At 63.6% G+C, this 22165-nt stretch carries 24 protein-coding genes; 3 read left to right on the forward strand and 21 right to left on the reverse strand.

Annotation, left to right across the window (positions count from 1 at the left end; genetic code table 11):
* Positions 1-30: 30 nt before the first annotated feature.
* From H7I87_RS00770 to H7I87_RS00800, 7 genes are all read right to left on the reverse strand, one after another.
* Positions 31-1220 (reverse strand): IS3 family transposase gene (locus tag H7I87_RS00770; protein WP_095955826.1). Its coding sequence is split into 2 segments (ribosomal slippage): positions 31-950 and positions 950-1220, totalling 1191 coding nucleotides; the frame shifts between segments, so codons are not numbered across the junction.
* Between the two features lie 274 nt (positions 1221-1494).
* Complete coding sequence (locus tag H7I87_RS00775) at positions 1495-2028, reverse strand: helix-turn-helix domain-containing protein (RefSeq protein WP_083071602.1); 534 nt, start codon at positions 2026-2028, stop codon at positions 1495-1497.
* A 257-nt stretch (positions 2029-2285) separates the two neighbouring features.
* Positions 2286-2510, reverse strand: a complete 225-nt coding sequence (locus H7I87_RS00780) for a hypothetical protein (protein WP_083071603.1) — start codon at positions 2508-2510, stop codon at positions 2286-2288.
* A gap of 211 nt (positions 2511-2721) precedes the next feature.
* The gene (locus tag H7I87_RS00785; RefSeq protein WP_083071604.1) at positions 2722-6864 is read right to left on the reverse strand and encodes an FtsK/SpoIIIE domain-containing protein; all 4143 of its coding nucleotides are present in this window, start codon (positions 6862-6864) and stop codon (positions 2722-2724) included.
* Positions 6865-6948: 84 nt separating this feature from the next.
* The gene (gene eccB, locus H7I87_RS00790) at positions 6949-8487 is read right to left on the reverse strand and encodes a type VII secretion protein EccB (RefSeq protein WP_083071605.1); all 1539 of its coding nucleotides are present in this window, start codon (positions 8485-8487) and stop codon (positions 6949-6951) included.
* Positions 8488-10386, reverse strand: a complete 1899-nt coding sequence (locus H7I87_RS28910; RefSeq protein ID WP_158089861.1) for an AAA family ATPase — start codon at positions 10384-10386, stop codon at positions 8488-8490. It lies immediately after the preceding gene.
* Positions 10387-10468: 82 nt separating this feature from the next.
* Complete coding sequence (locus H7I87_RS00800) at positions 10469-11719, reverse strand: hypothetical protein (protein ID WP_139800151.1); 1251 nt, start codon at positions 11717-11719, stop codon at positions 10469-10471.
* Positions 11720-11798: 79 nt separating this feature from the next.
* Between H7I87_RS00800 and H7I87_RS00805 the strand changes: the two genes are divergently transcribed.
* Positions 11799-12701 (forward strand): conjugal transfer protein, encoded by a 903-nt coding sequence (locus H7I87_RS00805; protein ID WP_083071608.1) that lies wholly within the window; start codon positions 11799-11801, stop codon positions 12699-12701.
* Between the two features lie 38 nt (positions 12702-12739).
* Here the strand turns inward: H7I87_RS00805 and H7I87_RS00810 are convergent, their stop codons facing one another.
* Both H7I87_RS00810 and H7I87_RS00815 read right to left on the reverse strand, forming a co-directional pair.
* Positions 12740-13330: a 3'-5' exonuclease gene (locus tag H7I87_RS00810; RefSeq protein WP_083071609.1), complete on the reverse strand. Its 591-nt coding sequence runs from the start codon at positions 13328-13330 to the stop codon at positions 12740-12742.
* 81 nt (positions 13331-13411) lie between these two features.
* On the reverse strand, positions 13412-14185 hold the full coding sequence (locus H7I87_RS00815; protein ID WP_224164054.1) for a hypothetical protein: 774 nt from the start codon (positions 14183-14185) through the stop codon (positions 13412-13414).
* A 310-nt stretch (positions 14186-14495) separates the two neighbouring features.
* Between H7I87_RS00815 and purT the strand changes: the two genes are divergently transcribed.
* Positions 14496-15827, forward strand: coding sequence for a formate-dependent phosphoribosylglycinamide formyltransferase (gene purT / locus H7I87_RS00820; protein WP_317187594.1), 1332 nt, complete (start codon positions 14496-14498; stop codon positions 15825-15827).
* Positions 15828-15860: 33 nt separating this feature from the next.
* On the opposite strand, the gene H7I87_RS00825 is transcribed toward purT, so the two are convergent.
* The 11 genes from H7I87_RS00825 to H7I87_RS00875 form a co-directional block, all read right to left on the reverse strand.
* Positions 15861-16811, reverse strand: coding sequence for a MinD/ParA family ATP-binding protein (locus H7I87_RS00825; protein WP_158084977.1), 951 nt, complete (start codon positions 16809-16811; stop codon positions 15861-15863).
* A gap of 583 nt (positions 16812-17394) precedes the next feature.
* A complete protein-coding gene (locus H7I87_RS00830; protein ID WP_139800152.1) occupies positions 17395-17598 on the reverse strand; it encodes a hypothetical protein in 204 nt (67 codons plus the stop codon).
* 94 nt (positions 17599-17692) lie between these two features.
* Positions 17693-18121, reverse strand: a complete 429-nt coding sequence (locus tag H7I87_RS00835) for a hypothetical protein (protein ID WP_308010093.1) — start codon at positions 18119-18121, stop codon at positions 17693-17695.
* A gap of 36 nt (positions 18122-18157) precedes the next feature.
* Positions 18158-18478 carry a hypothetical protein gene (locus tag H7I87_RS00840; RefSeq protein WP_085241486.1) on the reverse strand — a complete coding sequence of 107 codons (321 nt, stop codon included), beginning with the start codon at positions 18476-18478 and terminating at the stop codon, positions 18158-18160.
* Between the two features lie 200 nt (positions 18479-18678).
* Positions 18679-19026: a hypothetical protein gene (locus H7I87_RS00845; RefSeq protein ID WP_083071614.1), complete on the reverse strand. Its 348-nt coding sequence runs from the start codon at positions 19024-19026 to the stop codon at positions 18679-18681.
* 25 nt (positions 19027-19051) lie between these two features.
* Positions 19052-19504: an ASCH domain-containing protein gene (locus H7I87_RS00850; protein ID WP_224164055.1), complete on the reverse strand. Its 453-nt coding sequence runs from the start codon at positions 19502-19504 to the stop codon at positions 19052-19054.
* A gap of 25 nt (positions 19505-19529) precedes the next feature.
* Positions 19530-19790: a hypothetical protein gene (locus H7I87_RS00855; RefSeq protein ID WP_083071616.1), complete on the reverse strand. Its 261-nt coding sequence runs from the start codon at positions 19788-19790 to the stop codon at positions 19530-19532.
* The gene (locus H7I87_RS00860; RefSeq protein WP_083071617.1) at positions 19787-20167 is read right to left on the reverse strand and encodes a hypothetical protein; all 381 of its coding nucleotides are present in this window, start codon (positions 20165-20167) and stop codon (positions 19787-19789) included. The genes H7I87_RS00855 and H7I87_RS00860 overlap by 4 nt, the downstream gene beginning before the upstream one ends.
* Positions 20168-20464: 297 nt before the next feature.
* Positions 20465-20851, reverse strand: a complete 387-nt coding sequence (locus tag H7I87_RS00865) for a hypothetical protein (RefSeq protein WP_083071618.1) — start codon at positions 20849-20851, stop codon at positions 20465-20467.
* Positions 20844-21200, reverse strand: a complete 357-nt coding sequence (locus H7I87_RS00870; protein ID WP_139800153.1) for a hypothetical protein — start codon at positions 21198-21200, stop codon at positions 20844-20846. The genes H7I87_RS00865 and H7I87_RS00870 overlap by 8 nt, the downstream gene beginning before the upstream one ends.
* Entirely contained in the window at positions 21200-21436 is a 237-nt protein-coding gene (locus tag H7I87_RS00875; protein ID WP_083071619.1) for a hypothetical protein, read from the reverse strand. Before H7I87_RS00875 ends, H7I87_RS00870 begins: the two co-directional genes overlap by 1 nt.
* Positions 21437-21492: 56 nt before the next feature.
* Between H7I87_RS00875 and H7I87_RS00880 the strand changes: the two genes are divergently transcribed.
* Entirely contained in the window at positions 21493-21720 is a 228-nt protein-coding gene (locus H7I87_RS00880; RefSeq protein ID WP_083071620.1) for a hypothetical protein, read from the forward strand.
* A 127-nt stretch (positions 21721-21847) separates the two neighbouring features.
* Here the strand turns inward: H7I87_RS00880 and H7I87_RS00885 are convergent, their stop codons facing one another.
* Complete coding sequence (locus H7I87_RS00885) at positions 21848-22132, reverse strand: cyclic-phosphate processing receiver domain-containing protein (protein ID WP_083071621.1); 285 nt, start codon at positions 22130-22132, stop codon at positions 21848-21850.
* Positions 22133-22165 lie beyond the last annotated feature (33 nt).

Genomic DNA, 22165 nt, shown 5'->3' on the forward strand with positions numbered 1-22165 from the left:
TGGGCTTGACCCCGTTTAGTGGACACAGGGTCAGGCGGCTTTTGCCGTCTGAGTGAGTCGGTCTTCGAAGTCGACCGGGGCCATCATATCGAGGGCTGAATGGCGTCGGCGTCGGTTATAGACACGTTCGATCCAATCGCCCACTGCGAGCTTGGCGGCTGCCTTCGTCGGCCATATGTAGCGGTCGTAGAACTCGACTTTTAATGTGGCCCAGAAAGACTCAGCTGCAGCGTTATCCCAACACACTCCGGTGCGGCCTGAGGAGCGGACCAGGTTGTGCTCGCGGGCGAACCGCGCCAGCTGTGCCGAGGTGTATTGGCAGCCGCGGTCAGCGTGCAAGATCACCTGATCGCCGAGCTCGCCGCGCATCGTCACGGCCATCTGCACGGCAGCCTGGACCAGATCGGTGTGCAGGTACTCGTCGATGGCCCAGCCGATCACCCGCCGTGAGCAGCCATCGCGCACCGCGCACAAATAGAGCCAGCCCTCACCCGTGCGCAGGTAGGTGATGTCGCTCGTCCACACCCGGTTGAGCGCCCCGATGTCGAAATTGCGCTTCACCAGGTCGTTGGGTACCGGCGCATCCAGGTCGACGACCGTGGTGGCCGGCGCGAATCGACGCGGGCAGATCCCGGCCAGGCCCTGGCGACGCAGCGAGGCCGCCACCGTTTTGCGTGACACCCGCTCACCGGCGGCGCGCAGGTCGGCGCAGATGCGCGGGGCGCCGTACACGCCGTCAGAAGCCGTGTGGAACTCGGCGACCTTGGCGTCCAGCTCGCTGCGGCGCTGCTGGGCCGGGCTGGGCCCACGGTTGCGGGATTTGCGCCATTGGTAATACCCCGAGCGGGATACCTCCAGCAGTTCGCACATCCGCTTGATCGGGTAGGTGGCCTTCTCCGCCTCGATCACCCGGTAGGCTTCTACCGGTTGTGTTCGGAGACGAAGAAGGCCGCGGCTTTTTTCAAAAACTCCCGGTCCAACCGTAATTCAGCGTTTTCGCGGCGCAGCCGTTCCAACTCTGCGCGTTCATCAGCATCAAGCACCGCGCTAGTATCGCCAGCCGTGACCGCTTCACGTTGGAGGCGCACCCAACGTCCCAACAGTTGTTCACCAACACCGATCTCAGCGGCCACATGAGCCACCGGACGGCCAGTCTCAATCACCAGGCGAGCAGCCTGCTCCCGAAACTCCGGGGTGTACTTGCGACGCTTGCCCGACATACGGACATCCTTCCCGCGGGACCAACGGTCCCACCAGTCGGGTGTCCACCATCAGGGGTCAACCCCAGAGGCGAGCAGCCTGCTCCCGAAACTCCGGGGTGTACTTGCGACGCTTGCCCGACATACGGACATCCTTCCCGCGGGACCAACGGTCCCACCAGTCGGGTGTCCACCATCAGGGGTCAACCCCAGATCGTGACACTGGATTTTAGGTTGTGCGAATGAGTCGGTGAAACGAGTTGTCCGGGTGGTCCGTTTGCGCCGACCGTCTATTTCACGCGGCGACTTCCAGCCGTCGTCGATAACGGTTCACCCGACGCCGCAACATGTCATTGGACCCCAGTTCCCTGGTCGTGATGACGTCGACTGGGCATCCTAGGAGCGCGGCGAGGTCGTCGTCGAGTCCGACGTAATCGGCGAAGGATGCGTTGGGCGTCAGCTCGATCAAGATGTCGAGGTCGGAGTCGGGGCGGTCATTGCCTCGTGCCACGGAACCGAAGACCCAGGCGCGGGTGATGGGATAGCGGGCGAGGAGGCGTGCTACCTCGTCGCGGTAGCGCTCGAGCAGCTCACCGGGTCGCACCGTGTTGACTAGCTGTTGTTCGAGCCGAAACCCGGCCGCATCGAGCAGGCGCTCGAGCATTGCAACAGAGGGCTGTTGCCTATTGGATTCAATGTTCGCCACGGTTGACTGCGGCACGCCAGCGGCTCGTCCGAGTTCGCGCTGCGACATGTCCCGCCGCTGGCGGGCTTCGCGCAGGAGTGCAGCCGCGGTCCCGCTCGGCGATTGGTCGCTAGGCCCCGGCATGGTTTGATGATAGCGGATTCACTATCAGTGGCTCGGAGCATGCGTCTATCCGCGCTTAGCCCACTCTGAGACCGGTGTGCGCACGGATGATTCCCGCGTCAGTCGCGGCCCATAATTGGGCACTGCGCCGCGTTCCCAAACTCGCGCGATCACGTTGCCCAACCCCACCGAGCCCACCAAGAAATACCAGTCGAGAGGTTTTCGTCAGGTCCCGTTTGGGCCTACGGCGCGCCGGCTGGATTTTCAACCAGCAGTGATTATTCCTCGAAGATTCGTACCGTCGTTCGGGTCGGGAAGTCGTCGGTCCATTTGTCGGCGATCTTCGCCATCCTGGCTGCTACATCGCTTTGCACGCCGCGCTCGACAAGCAGCTTTTCGGCGATGCGTTCGGCGTCGCGACGCGAGGGGGATACATTGCGGCTCAACGTTCGGGTGTTGGGCTGACCGGCGCGGCCGATCTGTCCGAGTTCGACAATCCACATCTTGACAATTATGGTCGCCGGTTCGAGCGTCGCTAAACGCCGACACCCCCACCGACCCCGAAATCCATTGGCAAATAACAGTGATAAAGCGGTTCACAACTGACGACGGCGTCTCACCGTGTTTGGGCCGCGGCGAGACGGGGCCCAGGGGCCTTCGTCGCGGCACGCACGCGCGCGGCTTGGCCGGCAGCGTCGGCTGTGGTCTGCGGGCTTAGCCCCAGGGGCGCGCCATGCCGACCTGGATGATCTCCGGGGTTGTCGGGTAGAGGGGGTCGTAGAGCATCGCTTGCCCGGGCCGGCGCCGGGCGAATTTGATTCCAGAGCTGGGCCAGATTGTGCCTTCGCTGACTGGACCGGAGAACAGCAGTGTTGGGCTGTTGCGCTGGGCCAGCGCCTGGTACAGCTTGTTGGACTGGCGGGTGGACGGGAATCCTTGCGCTGGTCCTGTGGCGTAGACGTGCAACCCGAGGTCGTTGCGAGTCATCAGCTCCACGAGGGGATCCAGCGGCGCACCGCCCATCCCGAAACCTGTTCCGGTGAAGGCCTCCACACCGTCGATGAGGACGAACACTTCGGGCCCGCTGTACCAGCTGCGGTTCTTGATCGCCGTCGTCGACAATCCCTGCTCCTTGGCGGGTTTACGCGGCTCGATCACAGCTGTAACTTTCTCTAGCGCCGCGGCCAACGTGTTCTGGTCGGCGTAGTCCATCAAGTAGCCGTTGGCGGCCAGCTGTTCCTGCTCGGCCAGCAGATCGTATTTGGACTCGATGATGACGAACTGCGCCTCATCCGGATTGAACTGGTGCACAACTGAATTGATCAACGCCCGCAACAACGTTGTCTTACCCATGAGCGGGTCGCCAACGGCCAGCAGATGCGGTGAGGTGTGATCAGGCACGGTGACCACCCTGAGGTCTTCAACGCTGATCGCGATTGGCAAGTGTTTGTCCATCGCCGCGCGCCGGCCAGGTTCGGGCGGGTTGAGCTCTGCGAGCTTACGCGCGTACTCGTTATAGAGATCCCAGATGACCTGGTATTCGATGTGCGGGGGGGCGGGCTGGATCGGGATGGCCCGCTTGTCAGGCCGGGGCCAGCGGGCCTGCATTTCCTCCACGAACCGTGCTATGCCCGACGCGTAGTTGGCTCGATAGTCGTACACCGGCATGCCGCGCTCGTACTTGGTCGGCTCGATCGGTTCGAATTGGGGCACCAGGATGCGGGCCTCGAGCAGCCGGTCTATGTCTACGCAGCGGCCCGGCTCGTCGGAGGGCAGATCTCTCACCAAGGACTTGGCTGTGGCGGTCACGAACGACTCGTTGGGGTCTTGCACAGCCAAGTGGACCGACGTCCCGAAATAACTGTGCATCTTCGGTGGAATGTGTTGGTTGGCCAACGCGGTGACGATCAGGTGCAGCCCGTAGCGGGGGCCGTTTTCTAGCAACTCCAACAGCGATTCCTTGGCGTGTTCGTTGTCGTTCAGGTAACGCGTGAACCCGTCGATCACCAGGAACAGGTGACCGTAGGGGTCGCCCTCGGCCGGTGTGGTGGCCCGGTCGTTGAAGTACTCGTCGAGGTTGGTCACGCCACGCCGGCCGAATTCCCGTTCCCGGATCACCAGCAGCCGGAAGAACTCACCGATGAATCGGTTGATTTGGTCCTCGTCTGTCCTGCGGGCGTACCCGCCCACGTTGGGCAATTCGGCGATCTCCGAGAGCTTCGCACCGGTGTAGTCGACGAGATAGAACGAGCAGAACTGCGGCGGGTACGCCTGCAACGCACCGGCGACGATGGCTTGCACCGCGGTGGAGCGCCCGGATCCGGCCTGACCGAGGATCCGCACGTGAGCGCCGGCGTCCTGGGGGTAGATGAAGTACGGCAGCCGCGTGTGTTCGAACGGCGCGTCGGTGATTCCGATTTGTATTGCCAGCCTTGAGGATCGGCTCGGCTCGATGGTGACGTCGGCGTAACTGATCGGGGCCCGCAGCGTGGGCTGCCACAACTGCAGCGCTTTAACGTCGTCGAACTGCGCGATCCGGTCAACCAGTGCGTCTTTCATCTTCGGCAGTGAGTCCAGGTCGACTGCGGCACCGAGATCCTTGGCCGCACTCTCAACGGCTTCACCGTCGACGCTGAACGAGTTCTCCAAACTGAACTGGGCCAGCCGGCGCCCTGACACAGCGGCGGACGTGACCGCTTCAGCTCGCTTGCGGGTGTGGCGGCGCGGGGCGATGTAGCGCTGCTCGACGTTGAATCCCTGAAACCGGACCCGCTCGCGTTCATCGCCGTCGGGGCGGTTCTCTCGGTAGGCGATCGCCATCCCCTGCCCCATGGGGAGGTTTATGGCCTCGTCTACGCCGCCGATGACGAACCGGGAGTGGGCGGCGTCGCTGGCGCGCAGCGAGATACCGAATGTCAGGTGCGACTCCAAACCGCGCAACAACGCTTGGTCGATGTCCTGGGAGCACGGCCATACGTGAATTCCCCAGGCGCGCCCGACCGTGCCGATTTTGATGTAGGTCTCCAAGTCCTCCCGATGATTCGTCATGTACTCCTTGAATTCGTCCATGATGACGAACACTTCAGGCAGCGGCGGATGCTTTTCGGGGTTCTTGGCGCGCATTTGCCGGTATTCGACGATGTCCTTGGCGCCGCACTCATACATCAGGACCTCGCGCTTTTTGATCAGCCCAAGCAGGACTGCGGCGGTGCGGCCGACCAGATCAGCGGCATTCTCGAGGTTGCTGATGTTGGCGATGACATGCGGCAACTTCTCGTAGCCTCGGAAGGTTGCGCCGCCCTTGAAGTCCATCAAGATGAGGTTGACCTTGTCGGGCCCAAACCTCACACACAGCGACCCCACCAATCCCATCAGCAGAAAACTCTTGCCGGATCCGGTCTTACCCTGAATGGAGCCATGGGGGCCGGTGCCCCTCAGAGACGCCTCGGCGAAATCCATGGAGAAGATCTCCGGCGTGAGCTGCTGTCCGTCGTGAACGAATCCGACCGGGATCTCGAAATGCGAGTCGACACTGTTGGCCGCCCACAGCGGGCGCGGATCCCAGGTCTCAAGATCGGTGATGCCGTGAACATCGAAATAGGACTGCTTAGCCACTTCGGTCTTGACGGTTGTGTCCGATGCGGCCCAGTGCGGCGGGCGGTGTCGGCTCATCCTTTGCGCGATCGTGCGGGCCTGGGTGATCGTCAAGGCGTCGGCGTGCGCGATGCGCAGCTGCCGAGGGGTTGAGAATTCGCGGCGATCGGAGACGTGGAATCTGCCCTGCTTGGTGGTCAGGGTCTCGCTGGGCGCGTTGAGCACCACCAGCGTGGTGGCCGCACGGGTCCACCCGGGCGGCAACGACACGTCGTTGCCCGGGGTGTCAATGAACACCACCAGGTGCGGCCCTTCGCTGCTGCCTGGACCGAGTTCGGTGTCGGCGACGAACGCCGCCAGCGACGGCCAGGCGTAGCGCGCCGAGCCGGCGCGGTCGTCGCGGCGCGGATCCTGCGCGCTGGGAAGCCATTTCACCCAATCCCAGCGGCTGCGCACTGCAGGGTCGCAGATCACGCCGATGGCCAGATCGTTCGGCGAATGGTTGAAGGCCAGCGAGCAGATCATCGCCCTGCCTAACGCCAACACGGCGTCGGGGTCGCCGCGGAAGCTGTATGCGGGCTGCTCGGCGAAACTGATTCCCAGTGGGCAGTTGGTGACGAATTTCTGCGTGCGCAAGAACCGTCGAAATGCTCCTGTTGTGACTGGCTCGAGCTTTTCAGGGATTTCGGTTTCCGGCTCTTCAATCTTGGGCAAGACCTCGGTCAGCCCGACTCCGACGCGGGCAGTCAGCCAGGGCCGCAACGCTGCCGGGCTGTCTTCCTGCTTGGCGCCCGGTGGCAGTTTGGAATCGCTTGGGCGGATCGACCACATTCCTGGGCGGCCGCAGCGCGCCGACAGGGTCAACGGATGCGGATATGTGCCGGCGTGCAGGTCGTGGATGATTTGCCCGAGGCTGTGAGCGAGCTTGCGCTGTTCACGCAGCTTGAGCCAGTAGTTTTTGCGGTTCTCGTCGAGGTTGGTGAGCGGGCCTCCCCCGGGGCCGCCTACTCCGAGGTATGCCAGTGCGGCCATCATCATGCCCATCGGTGCCATCAGCATGACCGGCGACATGATCCGGGTACCGGACATGACGATCATCACGATGAACGCGAGCATCATGCCGCCGATGAGGAACGGCACGATCCGCATCAGCATCGGCCCCCGGGCCTGTTCGGGCAGCGGATCCGGCGGCGGCACGTCGACGCTTTCGGCGCTCATCTGTGGGATCTTCCGCGGCGCCGGCGTGAAGGTGATCGTTGCCATGTGTCTCATTTCCCCCTGTGTTGCAGTATGTTTCGTGCCCGAGCGGCGTGGCGGCGTGGCGCCGATCTCGGTATCGCGTGCGTGTTATCTGCCCACGGCGACCGGAGCTTGATCAGCGCCGACGGCCTGCGGCGGGTTTTCCGGGATTGCTTTTTGATGCAGGTCGTCAGGTAGCAGCGTGTGGTAGGTCAGCGCGGCTTCGCGTGACAGCGTGGAGCCTGGTGCATACAGTTTGGCGATCTGCCAGGGGATCGGCAGCGGGTCACGTGTACCAATGCCGAGCGCTTTGATGGTGGAGTCGTATTTGCCTTGGCTGGCCGGGCCGATGAAATACCGAACCCCGGTGTCGTCGATCCACATCAGTTGCTCGTTGGCGTGTGACGTCGGCGATGCACCGGTCACCCGCACGAACCAGCCTTTGCCCGGGGTTGTCAGCGATGCCGACGCGGTGACCACTGTTCCTGTCGGCTTGAGCAGGTCCACAACCTGATTGGCGCGCTCGGGTGCAATCGGCAGCGATTCGGCCGTCAGGATTGTCGTTGACGCCCGAAGGTCTTTGGCTCCGCGCTCCCATGACCAGCACAGCACATGGGGCTCACGAAAGTTCGGCGCGTGATCCGGGTACAGCCGTACGTCGATGTCGCTGGCCAGCGGCGCCGCCGACACGGTCGTTGCATCCAGTGTGGTGACTTCCTTACTGCCGGTGTTGATCAGCAGCTGTGCGATGAATTGGCTGATCTGCTGGACCCCGTCTTCGAGTGCCACCTGGTAGCGGCGAGTGCCGTCGACGGAGCCGGTGATGATCACATCGCCGTTGGTTACCTGCGGCAAAGCCGGGTTGACCTGTCCTCGGTTGGCGATGTAGGGCGTCTTGAGAGCCGGGGCGGCGGGAATCGCGTTGAATAGTCCCTCCGAGATGGGGATCGCGGCATCAACCATCCGTGGGGTCAGCCCCAACGCTGCGCGTGTGGCCATATCCTGGGTGCCGACCCCGACGCGCGAACCGTTGTAGACCACCCACAGCTGGTGTGGATCGGAAGCCAGTTTGACCACCACCGCGTCGTTGGCGCTCAACGGCGCCACGGTTGAGGTCATCGAGTCGGTCCCGGCGAACAGAGTCGTCGTCAGGCTGTCGGCCTTGGTCAGCGACAGATCGGTCTCGTCGGTGTGCTTGTCGCATACGGTCCACTTGGCGGTGTCGTCGCTGCGTTGGGTGAGATTGTTGGGCCCGGACGGCACGCCCATCAACTGGCCGCGGGGCTGGCCGGCCAACGCGCTGTCTTTGACCACCTTCGGGTTGTCTGGTTTGCCGACGATCAACCGCGCTGATGCCAAATTGGTGGCTGGGTGCAGGGCGCCGTCGAACATGACATAGAGGCCACCTGATTTCGTGATGATGATGTTCGCCCCGTTCTGGTCGGCGCGCGGCGAGAAATAAGACATGAAGAACCCGCACGCGGGAATCAGGCAGGCCACGAACAACCCGACGATGATCATCAGTGTCTGAGTCGACAGCGGCGAATTCTGAAGCAATGATGTGCGACTGCTAAATGCCTGGTCGATCTGGCGCACCATGAGCCGATAACCTGACAGCTGCGCCTTGGTGGTACTAAACCGAGCCATCTAGTTAACATCCCCCCCGTTGAGCCACCGCGTTTGGTCGGCCGCCGGCGGCGCTGCGATCTTCGGCGCGGAGGCGCCGAAGTGTTTGATCAACTCTTTGTCCATGGCCGGCCCGATATCGGCCGGGGTCAGCGCTAAAAGCTCGTCGTCGGACAGCGCCCGCAGATTGGTCTCCTGCAACCGTTCACTGCGGAACTCCTCCGCCAATTCCACGACGTTGCGTACAAATCGCCCGTTGCCGGCCACGTCGAGCATCTTTTTGCCCGCATGATTGTTGCCCTGCAACCGATGAGCGGCATCGACGAACATCTGGCGGGCGTCGGCGGGAAGAATGTTGTGGCGGGCTTCTGCCAGCCTGACTGCGATGTCGCCGATTTCCTCGGGCGTGTAGGAGTGAAACGTGATCCGGCGGGGAAACCGCGAGTTGAGGCCCTCGTTGGTTGCCAGGAGCCGATTCATATCTGCCTCGTAGCCGGCCATAATTACGATCAGGGTGTCGCGCTTGTTTTCCATCTGACGCATCAGTTCCGTCATCGCCTCAGTGCCAAAGGGATCCACCTGACCGTCGTTGCGGGCCTGGACGATCTCGTAGGCCTCGTCGATGAACAGCACCCCGCCGTCGGCGCGCGCAAGGACCTCCCGGGTCATGCGTAACGACTCTCCCTCGTGGCTGCCGACCAAGTCAGCTCGGGAGGCCTCGACCACAGTGTCGGACGGGCAGACGCCCAGTCCTGCAAACACTTTCGCGATCACCCGAGCGATCGTCGTCTTGCCCGTCCCTGGCGGGCCGGCGAAGATCAGGTGGAGTGCCTTGCGGTCGAGGTCGCGGCCGCGGCGGGCGAGCTCTTGTTCGAACGCGACGGCTGCCTTGAGGCGGCGCACCTGCCCTTTGACTTCCTCCATACCGATCTGAGCCATCAGCTCGGCGTCGGCCTCCTCGAGCAGCGCGTTCTGGTTCTCGACGAGTTCGGCCTTGCGGACCTCGTTGAGGTCGGGTTCGGTGTTGATGTCCCAGTACGATCCGCGCTGGTCGATCAGCTTCGCAGTGGTCTGCCGCAAAGTGACCGTCGGATCGGCCAGGGCCGCCACCAGTTTGGGTGTGCGGTCATATGCCAGCCCGTTATTCCAGTACACGCGGGCGTTGTCGTCCTCGCCTTTGGCGCGCTCGATCAGGCCCAGGTAGTAGCAGACCTCAGCGCCCACGCCGATGTAGTGGAATTCCCGGCCGTCGTCTGCGACCTGCTTCGTGTCGGCGGTGCGCAGCCGATCAACGGCGGTCACGAAGTTCCCCAAATGCGCGTAGCTGATACCGGTCAGCAGGTAGGCAACCGCTTGGAGATAGGTGTCGGTCGTGCCCAGTGATCTGTCATGTCCGTCGTGGCGGACAGGGTTGAGGAGGTTTTGGCCAAGATCAATCACGTCCTGCCAACGGGCTGCCTTGAAGTAGATCAACACCGTGGCCAGCTGCACCATCGGGGTCATTACCGGCGCTGCGTTGATCACCTGCAACGCTTCGTCGAATCGGCGCTGGTCGGCCAGCGCGCACGCCTGGCCGATGTGAATGCCTGTCGGAGTGTAGCTTTCAACCTTCAAGCCCAAATACCGCAGGTCCACCGACACCGGTAAGTAGTCGGCAGGGTAGACCGTTGCTGTCTCATCACCGACCGCGGCCAGTACTCGACCCCAGGTCGGCAATGACCGATAGATCTTTTCGACGAGGTCGGCAGACGCCGGACCATCGCCCATGTGGCCTTCCAGCATCGCCAGTGCTCGATACAAGTCGCATTGAGTGCTGTCGAGCTCGGTGCAGTACAGGAAGTTATCGCGGGCAGCGGCCAGGTTGTCCTGGCTCAAATAACGCAGCCCGTTGATGAAATAGCTGACCAAATCAGGGTCCACCGACGCCGTTCCTCCCCCCGGTTGTGCCTTTCTGTGTCGACGCGACGATGCCCCACCACCCTTGGAGCCGGCCCCATGCTGCTCACGTCTGCCCCGCCGAGTAGCCGTTGATCGTGATCTTGCTGATCGCGATCGTCTCATCGACTTTCGAATTGTCCGGTGCTCCCAGGATGCCAGGTAGATGGCCTGGCCCCTTGCCGGTCGCGGGCGGCCGCTGACTGGATTGGATTGTGCCGGTGATGATTTGGGTCGCGATTCCCGGCACTTTCTGTGTGGAGCCCTGCGGGGTGGGTGAGATGGCCTGCTCGATCTGCTCGCCGCCGATCCGCCACAAAATTGCGGTGACCAGCCGATGCTCAACCCAATGGTCCTGGCCGTTCTTCTCGGTGTGCGCGAACCCCGGAATCACGAAGATCGACGTCACCACGACCGGCTTGGGGAATTGGATGATGATCTGCTGCATGTCGATGTTGTGGGATCGCGCGCAAATCCAGGCTTGACTTGGGTCGGTCCCAAACGCCAGCGACGGATCTGAACTACCGGCTCCGCATGACGAATCCACTGGCCGGCATTGTGCGCCGGCGTTGGGCGGGCAGCCGGGCTGCAGCGGCTGCTCGGTCGGCGTTCCCGCCTGCAGGGGAGGTGTCACTGCGCTGGGCGCCGGACCGTCAATGGCGCGGTCAGCTTCGCGGCGATGCGCGCTGTGACTGCTGATCTGCTGTCCCACCACCAGCACCAGGACCGCGGCGACGGCCACTGCGACCTTGGCCCATGACGGCAGGGCCGACCAGCGGCGCGTGACGGCCGAGAGTCGGCTGGGCGGGCTGGCGCTTGGCCCCGGCCGAGGCGGCGCTGATTGCGGATCCGCTGCAGGTGGCGGTGTCGGGGTCTCGTCAGGGGCAGCGGGTGCGGCGACCGGGGCGATGTCGGCGACGTCGGCCGGCACGTCCACTGTCGGCCGGGTGGGTGGACGCCACAGCGGGTACCGTTCGTCATCGTCGTCCTCGCTCGACGGCTTGCGCGGCGCGACAGGCAGCGGCATGGTGCCGCCGCCACCGCTTAGCGCCGACTCCGCCTTCGGCGCCGACGGTGACTGATCGGCGGCCCATGCCGGGCCAGGTGACTCTTCTTCATCGCTTGTGTCGACGCTCGATGAGGCCGCCTGCGCGCGTTGGGGAACCACAGCGTCGACCACGGAATCGATCAGATCGGCAGCTTCATCATCGGACAGCGCGGCATTCGTCAGGACCTCATCGACCTGAGCATTTAGGCGCGCGCGCTGCGCTGCAGACAGCTGCGGCTGGTGGGCCGCGGGCCCGCCGGGGTGTGCCACGTGTCGCGCCTTTCCGTCTTAATGCATCAACTTGACTTTATGATAGCGGCCAGTTGGTCGTCACTCGGGAGGAAAACACATGGCGATCCGCAAGCCTCGGATCCAGTTGACGGAGCCGGCGATCAAGTGGGGGTTTATCGCAACGATCGCAGCCGCGTGGCTGGCGCTACTGATGACCGTGGTGATCGGCGTCGGTCAAGTTGCGCTATTGCATAGGGTGCAGCAGCGCATTGATGTTCAGCGCGAAATCAACCACTTCACGAAGTCGCAGTTCTTTGCCCAGAACTTTTTCCTCGTGTGGGCAGCCGGCGACGCCAAGGACGCCGAGAAGCTTGCGTCGATGACGGCACTGCCCGGGCAACCTGAGCTCAACCCGAACCCGTTCACGGTGCTCTACATCAACCCGAGCGACGTCAAAGTCACCCCGGCAGGTGATCAAACCGAGTGGGAGTGGGTGTTCGGCGCCACCATCGTTCTACCCGAGGCGGGCGCGTCGACGCGCAGCTACTACAAGGTCACCGTGGTGGAGTCGGGCGGCAGCTTCAAAGCCCTGCAGTGGCCGAGGCCGGTCAACGACACCGCACGCAACTTCGAAGTCAAGCCGTACTACACGATCGGCGTCGACCTCAAAGGACCGCTGGGAACCACGGTGGCGAACTTCATGACGGCCTACTACACCGCCAACAACGCCGGGGTTTTGGGCCGTTTCGTCACCACCAATTTCACTGACACCCCGATCGCGGCGTCGCCCTACACCTCCGTGGAGGTCAAGTCGATCCAGCTCGGCAAGGACAGCATCGACCCGTCACAAGCCAAGCCCGGCGACAGCGTCAGCGCCCTGGTCACCGCGAAGGCCTCCGCCAGCACCACCACGTTCAACACCATCGACGCCACTTTGCGCCTGACGCTGAGCAATAACAAGCAGTGGCTTGTCGACGGCTTTGTCAGCCCGGTGCACTTCGGCGCCGTCAGCTACAAATAACCGCGGCGCGCAAGGCTCGGCTCGAAACACCAAGGGGCTCAACGCCCGTCGGGCGGCCAGGGCGTGGGCACCGTCATCGCCAGCAGATGCCGGCGGGTCTGATGAACATCGCCGAGTGCACGGTGCCCGCCGTCGTTGCGCAGGAACCGGTTCATATATAGGTGGTCGGACCGCGGAACCATCACATCGGCCCAGCTTCGCTGATCCGTGAGCCACGAATCGGCGAGCCCATAGCGGCGACAGTCCGCCGTAACGGCCTCGCGGTCGTAGTCAGCGTTGTATGCCAGGATCATTCGCCCGGCAACCAGCGGCAGCAACCGTTCCCACACACTTGGCCAGGACGGCACCGCCGGCGCATTGACCTCGGCGTCGCTGATGCCGTGGACCGCGTAGGCGCCCGCTTCGATCGGTACCCCGGGATTGACCAGCGTATCCACCAGTGTCACTCCCGATGCCGCATCGACCATAGCGATCTCACAAATCGGCCCGCCCAGCGAAACCGTCTCGACGTCAAGAATCACGGCAGTCCCGGGCTCGAGCATTCGGCGTGCGAACACCACAGCCGCCTCGGCGCGTTCAATGAGTTCACGGTCCTCGGCACTGGCCTCGACTACGTCAATCAACGACATTATTCCCCCCGACAGTCGATGTCGCTCCCCCTTGCGGGGCCATCATGACAACAGGCTCCGACATCGAGGCCAGGGCCAGCGTCAGGGCGTAGGGGTTGTCGAGGTCGGCGTTGCAGTCGTTGTGGGCGTCGACGTCGTCGCCGCCGGCGGGGGCGGGGGCAGGACCCAGGTTCCGGCAGGGTCGCGTCCCAACGGGATCCCCGGGCCGCGCCCATTGCCCAATTGTCCTGCAGCAGTGGTTACTTCGGCCGCGGGTACCGCCCGAACATCGGCAGTAACACCCGCGACGGCGAAATGGGTGATGCCCTTGTCCCCGATGGTGGCCGACGCGTCACCGCGCCCGCTGTAGTAGGTCTGCCCATCAAGCCGCGCGGCCGGCGTGGGCAGCAGCGCCGCCGTCCACGCCGCCGGGCTGACGAACACTTTGCCCCCAAGGAAGTCCGGCGGCAGGACCACCCATCCCGGCGGCGGCGCGCCGGCAACCCCCAAGGCCGCCCAAAACGGTTGGCCGCCACGTAGATACACCACTGCGGCGTCGATCAGGACATCGCCACGCAAACCCCCGGCAGTCAGCGTGCCACTGCCGGTGCTCCCATCGGCGAGGTAGCCCAGCTGAATCCCCAACGTTCGACCGTTCACCGAAATCTTGCCCGACAGGCTGTGCGCGCCAGCATTCTGCTGGTCAATGAGCGCCGTGACGCCGGCCGACTCCACCACCGTCAGCGGCCTGGCCCCAGTCGGCGGCGGCGCCGGCCGCGGCGCCGGACGGTCCCCAACCAACCACATCACAACGGCGACAACTAATGCCACCACCGTCAGCAAACCCACACTGGCCAGCACGACCGGCGGGCTCAACCTGCGGCGCCGAGGCGCCCTCCACTTGTCACCCTCAGTCAACATCCCCACTGCACCACACCTGTCGTCAGCACCCACACATCCATAAACGCAAGTTTATAATTTGGTGAGTTCGGAGCGCACACCGACACGGACACCCCCGCCATATGCATTGCGTCATGCTCGATGACAACTTCACGGTTGGACATCGAAGCTCTACGTCGCGGACATGTAACGACGCCCCCCAGCGCCCAAACGTGGCTTACCGAGTGTGTCGCCGGCCCCAAGTGCCACCACGCCCCTATCCTGAACCAGCAACAGGTCGATCTTGATGTGTGTATGCATGCGTGACGAAAAGGGCGAGACCGTGGCTGAGCGTGTGACGAACGACGAATGGATCGACACACACAGACAGCCGCCGGCACACCACGCACGCGACGGATATCAAAGCCAGCCCGGCAATGAACGCCGCACCCGCTGGACCAGGGTAATGCTGCTGGGGGCTGGAGAATTCAGCCCCGAGCTGGCGACCGCCTTTCAGCGACTCGGCGCCGAGGTGATCGCAGTGGAACCGGACGCCAATGGTCTCACGCAAGGAATCACCGACCAATCGCAGGTCCTCGACATCACCGACACCAACGAGATGGCCGCAGTGATCGGCCGCCTACAACCGAATTACGTGGTCACAGCCACCGACATGGTCACCATCGATGCGTTGACTCTTGCGGCCGAAACCGATTTCGCGCAGGTCTTTCCCACCGCGCGCAGTCTGCGGCTCACCGCGGACCGCGAGGGCCTTCGGCGGCTGGCCGCCGACCAACTCGGGCTGCCCACCGTCCCGTTCTGGTTCGCCGGATCGCTCGACGAACTACGGGCAGTGGCCGACGACGTCGGCTACCCGCTACGCGTACAACCCCTGGCGCTGGTGGCCAGCGCGGGGCGCTCGGTGATCTTGGGACCGCAAGACATCGAGACGGCCTGGCAGCGCGCGATATCCGCCGCAGGCGCGCCTACCCCCAACCGAGTGCTGGCAGAAACCAGCGCCGCCATGGACTTTCACGTCACCCTGCTCGCGGTGTGCACCGACGGGCCAGATGGGCCGACCACCGACTTCTGCGCGCCGATCGGCCACGACGACCCCATCGGTGACGTGCAGGAATTCTGGCAGCCGCAAGAGATGAGCCCGGCCGCACTGGAACTGGCCAAATCGATCGCCGCGCGCGTCGTCAAAGCCCTCGGCGGGCGCGGCATATTCGGTGTCGAACTGATGGTCCGCGGCGACGAGGTCTACTTCAGCGACGTCAGCGCCCAGCCCTACGAGCGCACCCTGGTGACGCTGCGTACCCAGCGCCTCTCGGCCTTCGAGCTGCAAGCCCGCGCCGTCCTGGGCCTGACCACCGACACCACGCTGGTTTCACCCGGGGCGGCCCGGGTCATCTACGGGCGCGACCACTCACTCGGCCCGGCAGCACCCCGCCCCGAATCTGGTCACGCCCTAGCCGATGCGCTGGCAGTCCCGCAAAGCGAAGTCTGGCTGCGCGCCCAACACCAGCTCGATCACCATCGGCGCCGCTTTGGGATGGCCATCACTACCGCGGCCGACGTGTGGATCGCACGCGACCAGGCCGCCGAGGTGTCGGCCGCGCTGAGCAACCTGTTTTGAGACGCCCACACATGACGCTGCGCGCCGAATCAGTCAGGACACCGACCTGAATCCGGCGGCGATCGCGGCAGCGATCCTCAGGAACTCACGATGGGTCTTGGCGGCCAGCTGATCGAGCTCCAGCACCCCAGCCTCAGCAATATGCCTGTCGTAGGGAAGCTCGAATATCCGTTCCTGTGGAACTCTGCTAGCGAACTGTTCCTTCGCGTCCGCCACCATCCGAGCAGTCTCGACGCGATCGCGGCGGCCGTCGAACGCGCGAATATGGTTGATAACAACCACCATTCGGGGCCACAACCGGTCATACCCGGCGTCATCGAGCCAATTGAGAGCTCTCCACGCTCCCGCAAGCCCATCAGGTATCGCCGAGGCGATCATCACCAGCGAATCCGTGCCCTTCAGGACCGCAGGCATCACCGGATGCCCAAAATCGACGCCGGTGTCGGTGACCAGCAAGTTGTAGTAAAGGTCCAACCGCTCACGTGCCTGGATATACGTTTGGGCACCCAGATCGCCGCGGTGAGCCCCGCCGCGGGCTTGACCCGCTAGCACATCAAGCCCTGACTCCGGATTCTGCCCGACGTACCGCTGCAGATCGGCCTTGCGGCGCAGGTGATTTGCGGCCACGATGTCACCGAACGAGGCGGGGGCGTCCGGCGCGATCCGGTCCGGCAGGTCGGCTCCCTGAGTAGGGTCGGCGTCGGCGGCCAGCACCGGATCTTTTTTGCGGATGTCGGCAAACATTGAGGCCAGCCCGGTCGTGACCGACGTCTTGCCGGCGCCGCCTTTACCTCCGACCACCGTGATCGCGTGTGTCCCCGCCATCGGCGACTTGACCACGCCGATCAGCTGCCGCAGCTCGATCTCGCCGGCGGACTCTCCGACGTTGATGGTATGAAAGCTGGCCTCATACAACCACTTACGCCATCCCCGCGATGGCGTGATGGTGCGGGTCCGCGCGAAAGCATTGGCCTTGTCGACCACACGTGGCCAGCGTCCCCCGGCAAGTCGAGACGGAGCCGCCACCACGATGGACTCGAAACCGCCGGGTCCCGCAGCGCGTGAAGCTCCGTCACCGCGATAACGCCCGTGCGGTGGCCACGGCGCCTGCCCTTTAGGCTGCCTACTCGAGGGCGGGGGCCGACGCTGCTGGCGGCCAGGCCCGGTCCGGTCCTTGCCTGCTGCGGTGGTCCTGGGGCTAACAGCTGCAGGCTCCTGAGGCCCGATCATCGGAGCGGTCTTGTTTGTGTACTGTGAGGATCGGGCAATGTGCTGGGCAGGCGCGGCTTCACCGTCTTGCCCGCGGATCGCATCTGGCACCGGTTGGGCGCCGGTAGTTTTCGGTTGAGGTGCATCGTCTGCGGTCATCAAACCCCTGGGGGTCGTGGGGGTGGGTGCTCCTGACCTTAACAACCGATGTGCTCAAGCCGCCGGAACCGGATTCCGACGACGCCGCCCCGTAGCGAGCTCGAAACCGACTTGTGACCGACTACCGCGCCCCGATCACAGCCACAGCGGATATTCCCGGGCCGGCCCGTCGGGCCAGCGAACGGCGTTCGGTGGAGCGTTACTGCGGCACGATCACGTCAGCAAGGATGCCGTCGTGGAGGTGCACGGTGATGCGGGTTCCCGCTGGAGCTTCAATCTCGACGTTGATGCCGTCGTGGACGCTGCTGTGGTGTGCGTACACGAACACTTTGTCGACGAGATCTGCTCGTCCTTCTGCGCTCGGAGCTACTGTTCCGACTTGGTCGTCGCCGGTGATGGGCATCTGGCCCCCTTCGTGGTAGCGGACATACTCCTGCCGGAGCGGATCTTGCGAGTGTGATCGGTTGCGCCCGCCGAATATGGCAGCAACACGGCACCTATTGCAGACGTTCGGAGCGTGTGTTGTCCCAAGACCCGCCATCGGTGTAGTCGGTGGGGTCGAGGTCCCAATGCTGCCCGTTTGGGTCCAGCACGCTGTCGTGTCCGCAGTCAGGGCAGCGGAACGCGGTAATGCTGCCGACTAAATGTCGGCCGTGGCGAAAGCGCGCTTGGCCGACCGCCGGCGGCGCCGTCTTCGGATCGGTCCAGATTCGTCCGGCGCTGATTAAAGGCGCGCGTGTGCTGTCGCAGTGATCGCAGCGGTCGGGTTTGCGCGGTGGTGGACAAACGAATACTCCTGCTGTGTCTTCCCACTCGCCCCATTCCACGGGCAGGCCATCCCAACGCGGCGGCAGATCATGCTCCTGTGGCCATAAATCGAGGCCGACTTGCTCACCATCACCGGACACCGAAACCTCCTGCTGCACAACGCTATTGCGGAGACGCCATCGCGCAGCCTCTGTTTAGGCCAAACCGGCGGCCTGGACTCGCGAGCGGATCACACTTAGATCAATCTTGTTCTCCGTGAACCACGGCCAGTTGTTGCGGTCAACGGCCCTATCCGCATCATTGAGTCGCACTCCATAGCGACTAAGTGGAATCGCTTTACCACGATCTGGATGCTCGCCTTTGACGACGGCGAAGAGCTGTCCGGGTGGATTGCTCGTGTAGATGCTGGGGTCTTGACCTTCGGTGTACTCGTACCGGAACTCGAGTCGGTATGGCACCTCCGGGTCCGATGGGTCCACGAAAGAGTAGGCAAGCGCGTAATCGATGGTCAGCATGACTGGCTCCTCGTTTCTTTGGGGCTGACGGTTTCGCTATCCGTGGTTATGCCGGTTCTGTTCATGGCCCTGGACGCGGTCAGGGACCACACCACGTGGGGTCGGGATCTTTCGGTTCGGTTGGCAGCGCGCGCACAACATCGTTTCGGCGACATCCTCTCGGGCCATCATTTCAGCGTCTTTCGTCCGTCCCGCCGAATTCAGAACGGGTGAGGTGAGTCGATGATCCGCCACCAGCCGGGGTTGAGCGTTTCAGCTAGTCGGGCGAGGTCCTCGACGAACCGATCCGCTGTTGGACCGTCGACGTAGAAGGTGACGTAGTCGTTCCCGCCGCCGGAGCGCGTAAGGCGGGCGCCGTCACGGCCACGCCAGGCGGCGGTGGTCAGCTGCTCGAGCCGGCGGACGTCGTCCTCGGACTCGAGATCCCCGGTCACGACGGACAGATGACGCATGCCGGCGGCCAGGTCCTCAGCCTCAGCGACGAGTGCCGCGTGCTGTATCTCCGCTAGAAAAGCCTCGGCGGCCGTGATGCGTTCGTCGTCGCTCATGATTTTGAGGCCTCGGTTTCGTAGGTCAAGCAGATACCGCACATGCGGTGCAGATCCCGGTGTTGTCGTCGTAGGTGTGCAGCCATGCGCACGGGCCGTGCATCGTGTCGCACGCGGCGTAGTCGTCGCAGCCGCAGCCCCGGCAGACCCGCGGGTACGTCCACTCAATGCGAGTCACTTCCGTTTCCGGTGTGACACCAGAGTGCGTCGACGTGAAGAACTCCACGAACTCCGCCGGCGCCATCCCCGGAAAGCCCTCGGCCAGCACATCGTTCGGTGTGATTGCGTTGAGTTGCTCGCGACGCGTCGACACGATCTCGACGGTCACGATCCGCTCGAGGGCCTCGCCCGCGCGTCGGCCGCGAACCTTTGGGCACAAGGTGACCAAGTCGCCAGGCTTGAGCATCCTCCAGCCCACTCGACGGGTGACCGTCTTCTCCTGGCGTCGGACTTGGTCGGTGGTCAGCGCCACGCTCATTAATCTGGGCATTGGACTTCGCCTGTTAGGTCAGGTCGCAAACGACATTGCCGAAATACCGCGAATGCGCTGCTCCGGCTCGCGCGTACAACTCCTGCTGTGCGCGTAGTTGCTGCTCGAAGCCTTGGATCAGTCGTGGCCAGTCGTTCGCTGAGTACGCGGCGTCCAGAATGTCTTCGCAATCAGGGCACGTGACATTCGCTCGGAAGGTGGTCAAGTCGCCATCTTGCTCACAGAGTGAGCCAGCAATGCCGCCGCCATCTGGCGCGTGTACGTAGATACTCACGGGATTTCCTCTCCTGGTTGACGATTCGCGCCGTCACTGGACATTTCGTCTGCCGGTGGATGATCGGCCACGTATGCACTGGCGGAAAGGAGTGCCTGAGCGATCTCGCGGGCCTGGTTGCGGCCGGTGAAGAAGGTTGTGTCGGGGTAATAGTCGAAGTGTTCGGTCGGCTCGATTCCCACTGAGCCATCCATCGAGACGACGTTGATATCTTTCGACTCGTACCAGATGTGGCATGGCCATCCGTTGCGGTCCTCTACTCGGATCGGTGCCGTGCGGATGTAGGCAGTGGCGGCGTGTGCCGCCAATTCCTCGATTTGTCGGTGTAGTTCGCGGATCGGCTCTGCTGCGCTCGGCAGTTGGCTCACTGTGCCCATCGGGATGTCGGATCTCCTTGCGTCGTACCGATATTGGACCGTTTAGTTCATCGCAGCGGCTTGCCTGCCCACACAGCCTCTACAGCTGCTTGCGCGGTCCATCCTGCTCTCCACATCTTTTGGAAGCTGTGTATGGAATGGCCGTCGTGGGACAAGTCGCCCACTGCGCTGTGACCGAGCAGGTCTTCGACGTCGCTGATCCAGCGCTCCCAGTTCACGCTAGGGCCATCCATCACTCAGTAGTCCTCACCTGCGGCGGACTATCCAGGCGCCGATCGCGCGCATTGCGGGTACCCCTCACCTACTCGGCCGATCTGCCCAGCGTAGGGCTGCGCGACCTGCATCGGTGAGTTCGACGTTGGCTCTCCAGCCGTCGTCGGCGGGGGCGGAGTGTTCGGGGAGTTCTATGAGCGTTTCGGCGCCGGTAATGGTGCGGGAAACGCGCGTCTGAGCGGGGACGGTCTTGAGGGGGAGCAGGTCGGTGCGTTCGACAATCCAGCCCAACTCTGACAACCGCGAGTAGGTGGCGTGTTGCCCTCCGTAGACACTGTGGCCGTCGATCAGGAAGACCAGCGGTGCGACATGTCCTCTCCGCGCGATTTCCGGGTAGGCGTTGCCCCACTCGATGCGGCCTGCGGCGACGGCGGTTAGGGCTTCGATTTGGCGCAGGGTGGGTTTACGCATCGACGAAGGCGATCGTGTCGGTGGTTATCGTCAGGGGCTGGCCGCCATTGTCGATGACGAGCGTGTATTCGACACCTCGCCGGGACAGCCGCATCGGGTCGTGCTTGCCGCGCCAGTCCAGCACCTCGAGAACGTCGAACCAGTTCGTTGCCGTGTAGGCGCGCATGCGCAGGTACCCAAGGTCGTTGAGGTCGGTCGGCCAGCCGCTGCGCCCAGCGGGTGTAACCAGGATGCGGTGTTCTGCGCAGCACGCATCATCGGGCCTCAGTGGGCCGTGCTCGCATGGCTCGTTGTAGCTGGGGTGCCAGAACTCGACGGTTGTGCGGTGAGTCGACGCTTCGACCGTCATCACAGCACCTCCCCGTAGGTGTTGCCTTCCAGGGCGTTGGCGATGGCTCTTGCGATCACCGCCACCTGGTGGCAGGTGATCGTGCCGTTCTGGAGCTCGATGAGCTCGATGACGGCGTTTTTCGCGACGACCTTCGTGCCGTCGTCGAAGGCTTCAAGCCGGTGGACGGCGTCCTGCCATGCGTCGCCGGCGCTCAGGTAGTCGCCGGCTTTGAAAGGGGCAGTCGGGTTGCGCATACCGCGCACTTTACAGCATAATAGCTGTAAAGTCAATTGTGTTGTAAAGTCGAGGCGTGATCAAGCTGCTGTCGTTGCGCGGTTTCGCTAACCGCCGCGGCCTCGCGCACAGCACCGTACGCCGCTACCACGCCGAGGGCCGACTGCCACAACCCGACGGTGAATTGACCGACGGCGCAGACATCCACCACCTCGGCTGGCTACCCGAAACGGTCGACAACTGGCAGCGCCCAGGACAGGGGGCACGCACCGACCTCCGCAGCACTCCGCGCCACAAACCCTGACCTCCGACCGCGAAGCCCGCCCCGGCAGGCAACGTCAACTCCCGACAGAACACCCGGAACGATTGCCCAATACCATTGCGCCGCAGGCGAATATCGGACAATCCGCTCTCCGCGGTACATGACTTACTTACGACTCGTCGGGCTTGTAGCGGGCGACCATGCCCGCGAGCCATTCGCGACCTACTGGATTCGCCGTGTGGATGCCAACGTTTTCGGGCCATCTGTTGTGTTCGCACATCCACAACACAACCGGCCTTGTGGTGTCGTCGCCGCCAAGGTCATGGTCAAGCGAAATTTCCGTAATCTCGCCCAGCCCGGCCAACATCAGTGTGTCGATGGCGTTCTGGCTTGTTTTCGACCAGACCCAGGTGTCATCAGGCGGCGGCCGTAGATCATCTACCCAAAGCTTCATTCTCGTTTACTCGCAACCCGATTACCGCCCACA

Source organism: Mycobacterium timonense (assembly GCF_025821985.1).
GTDB classification, from domain to species: Bacteria; Actinomycetota; Actinomycetes; order Mycobacteriales; family Mycobacteriaceae; genus Mycobacterium; species Mycobacterium avium.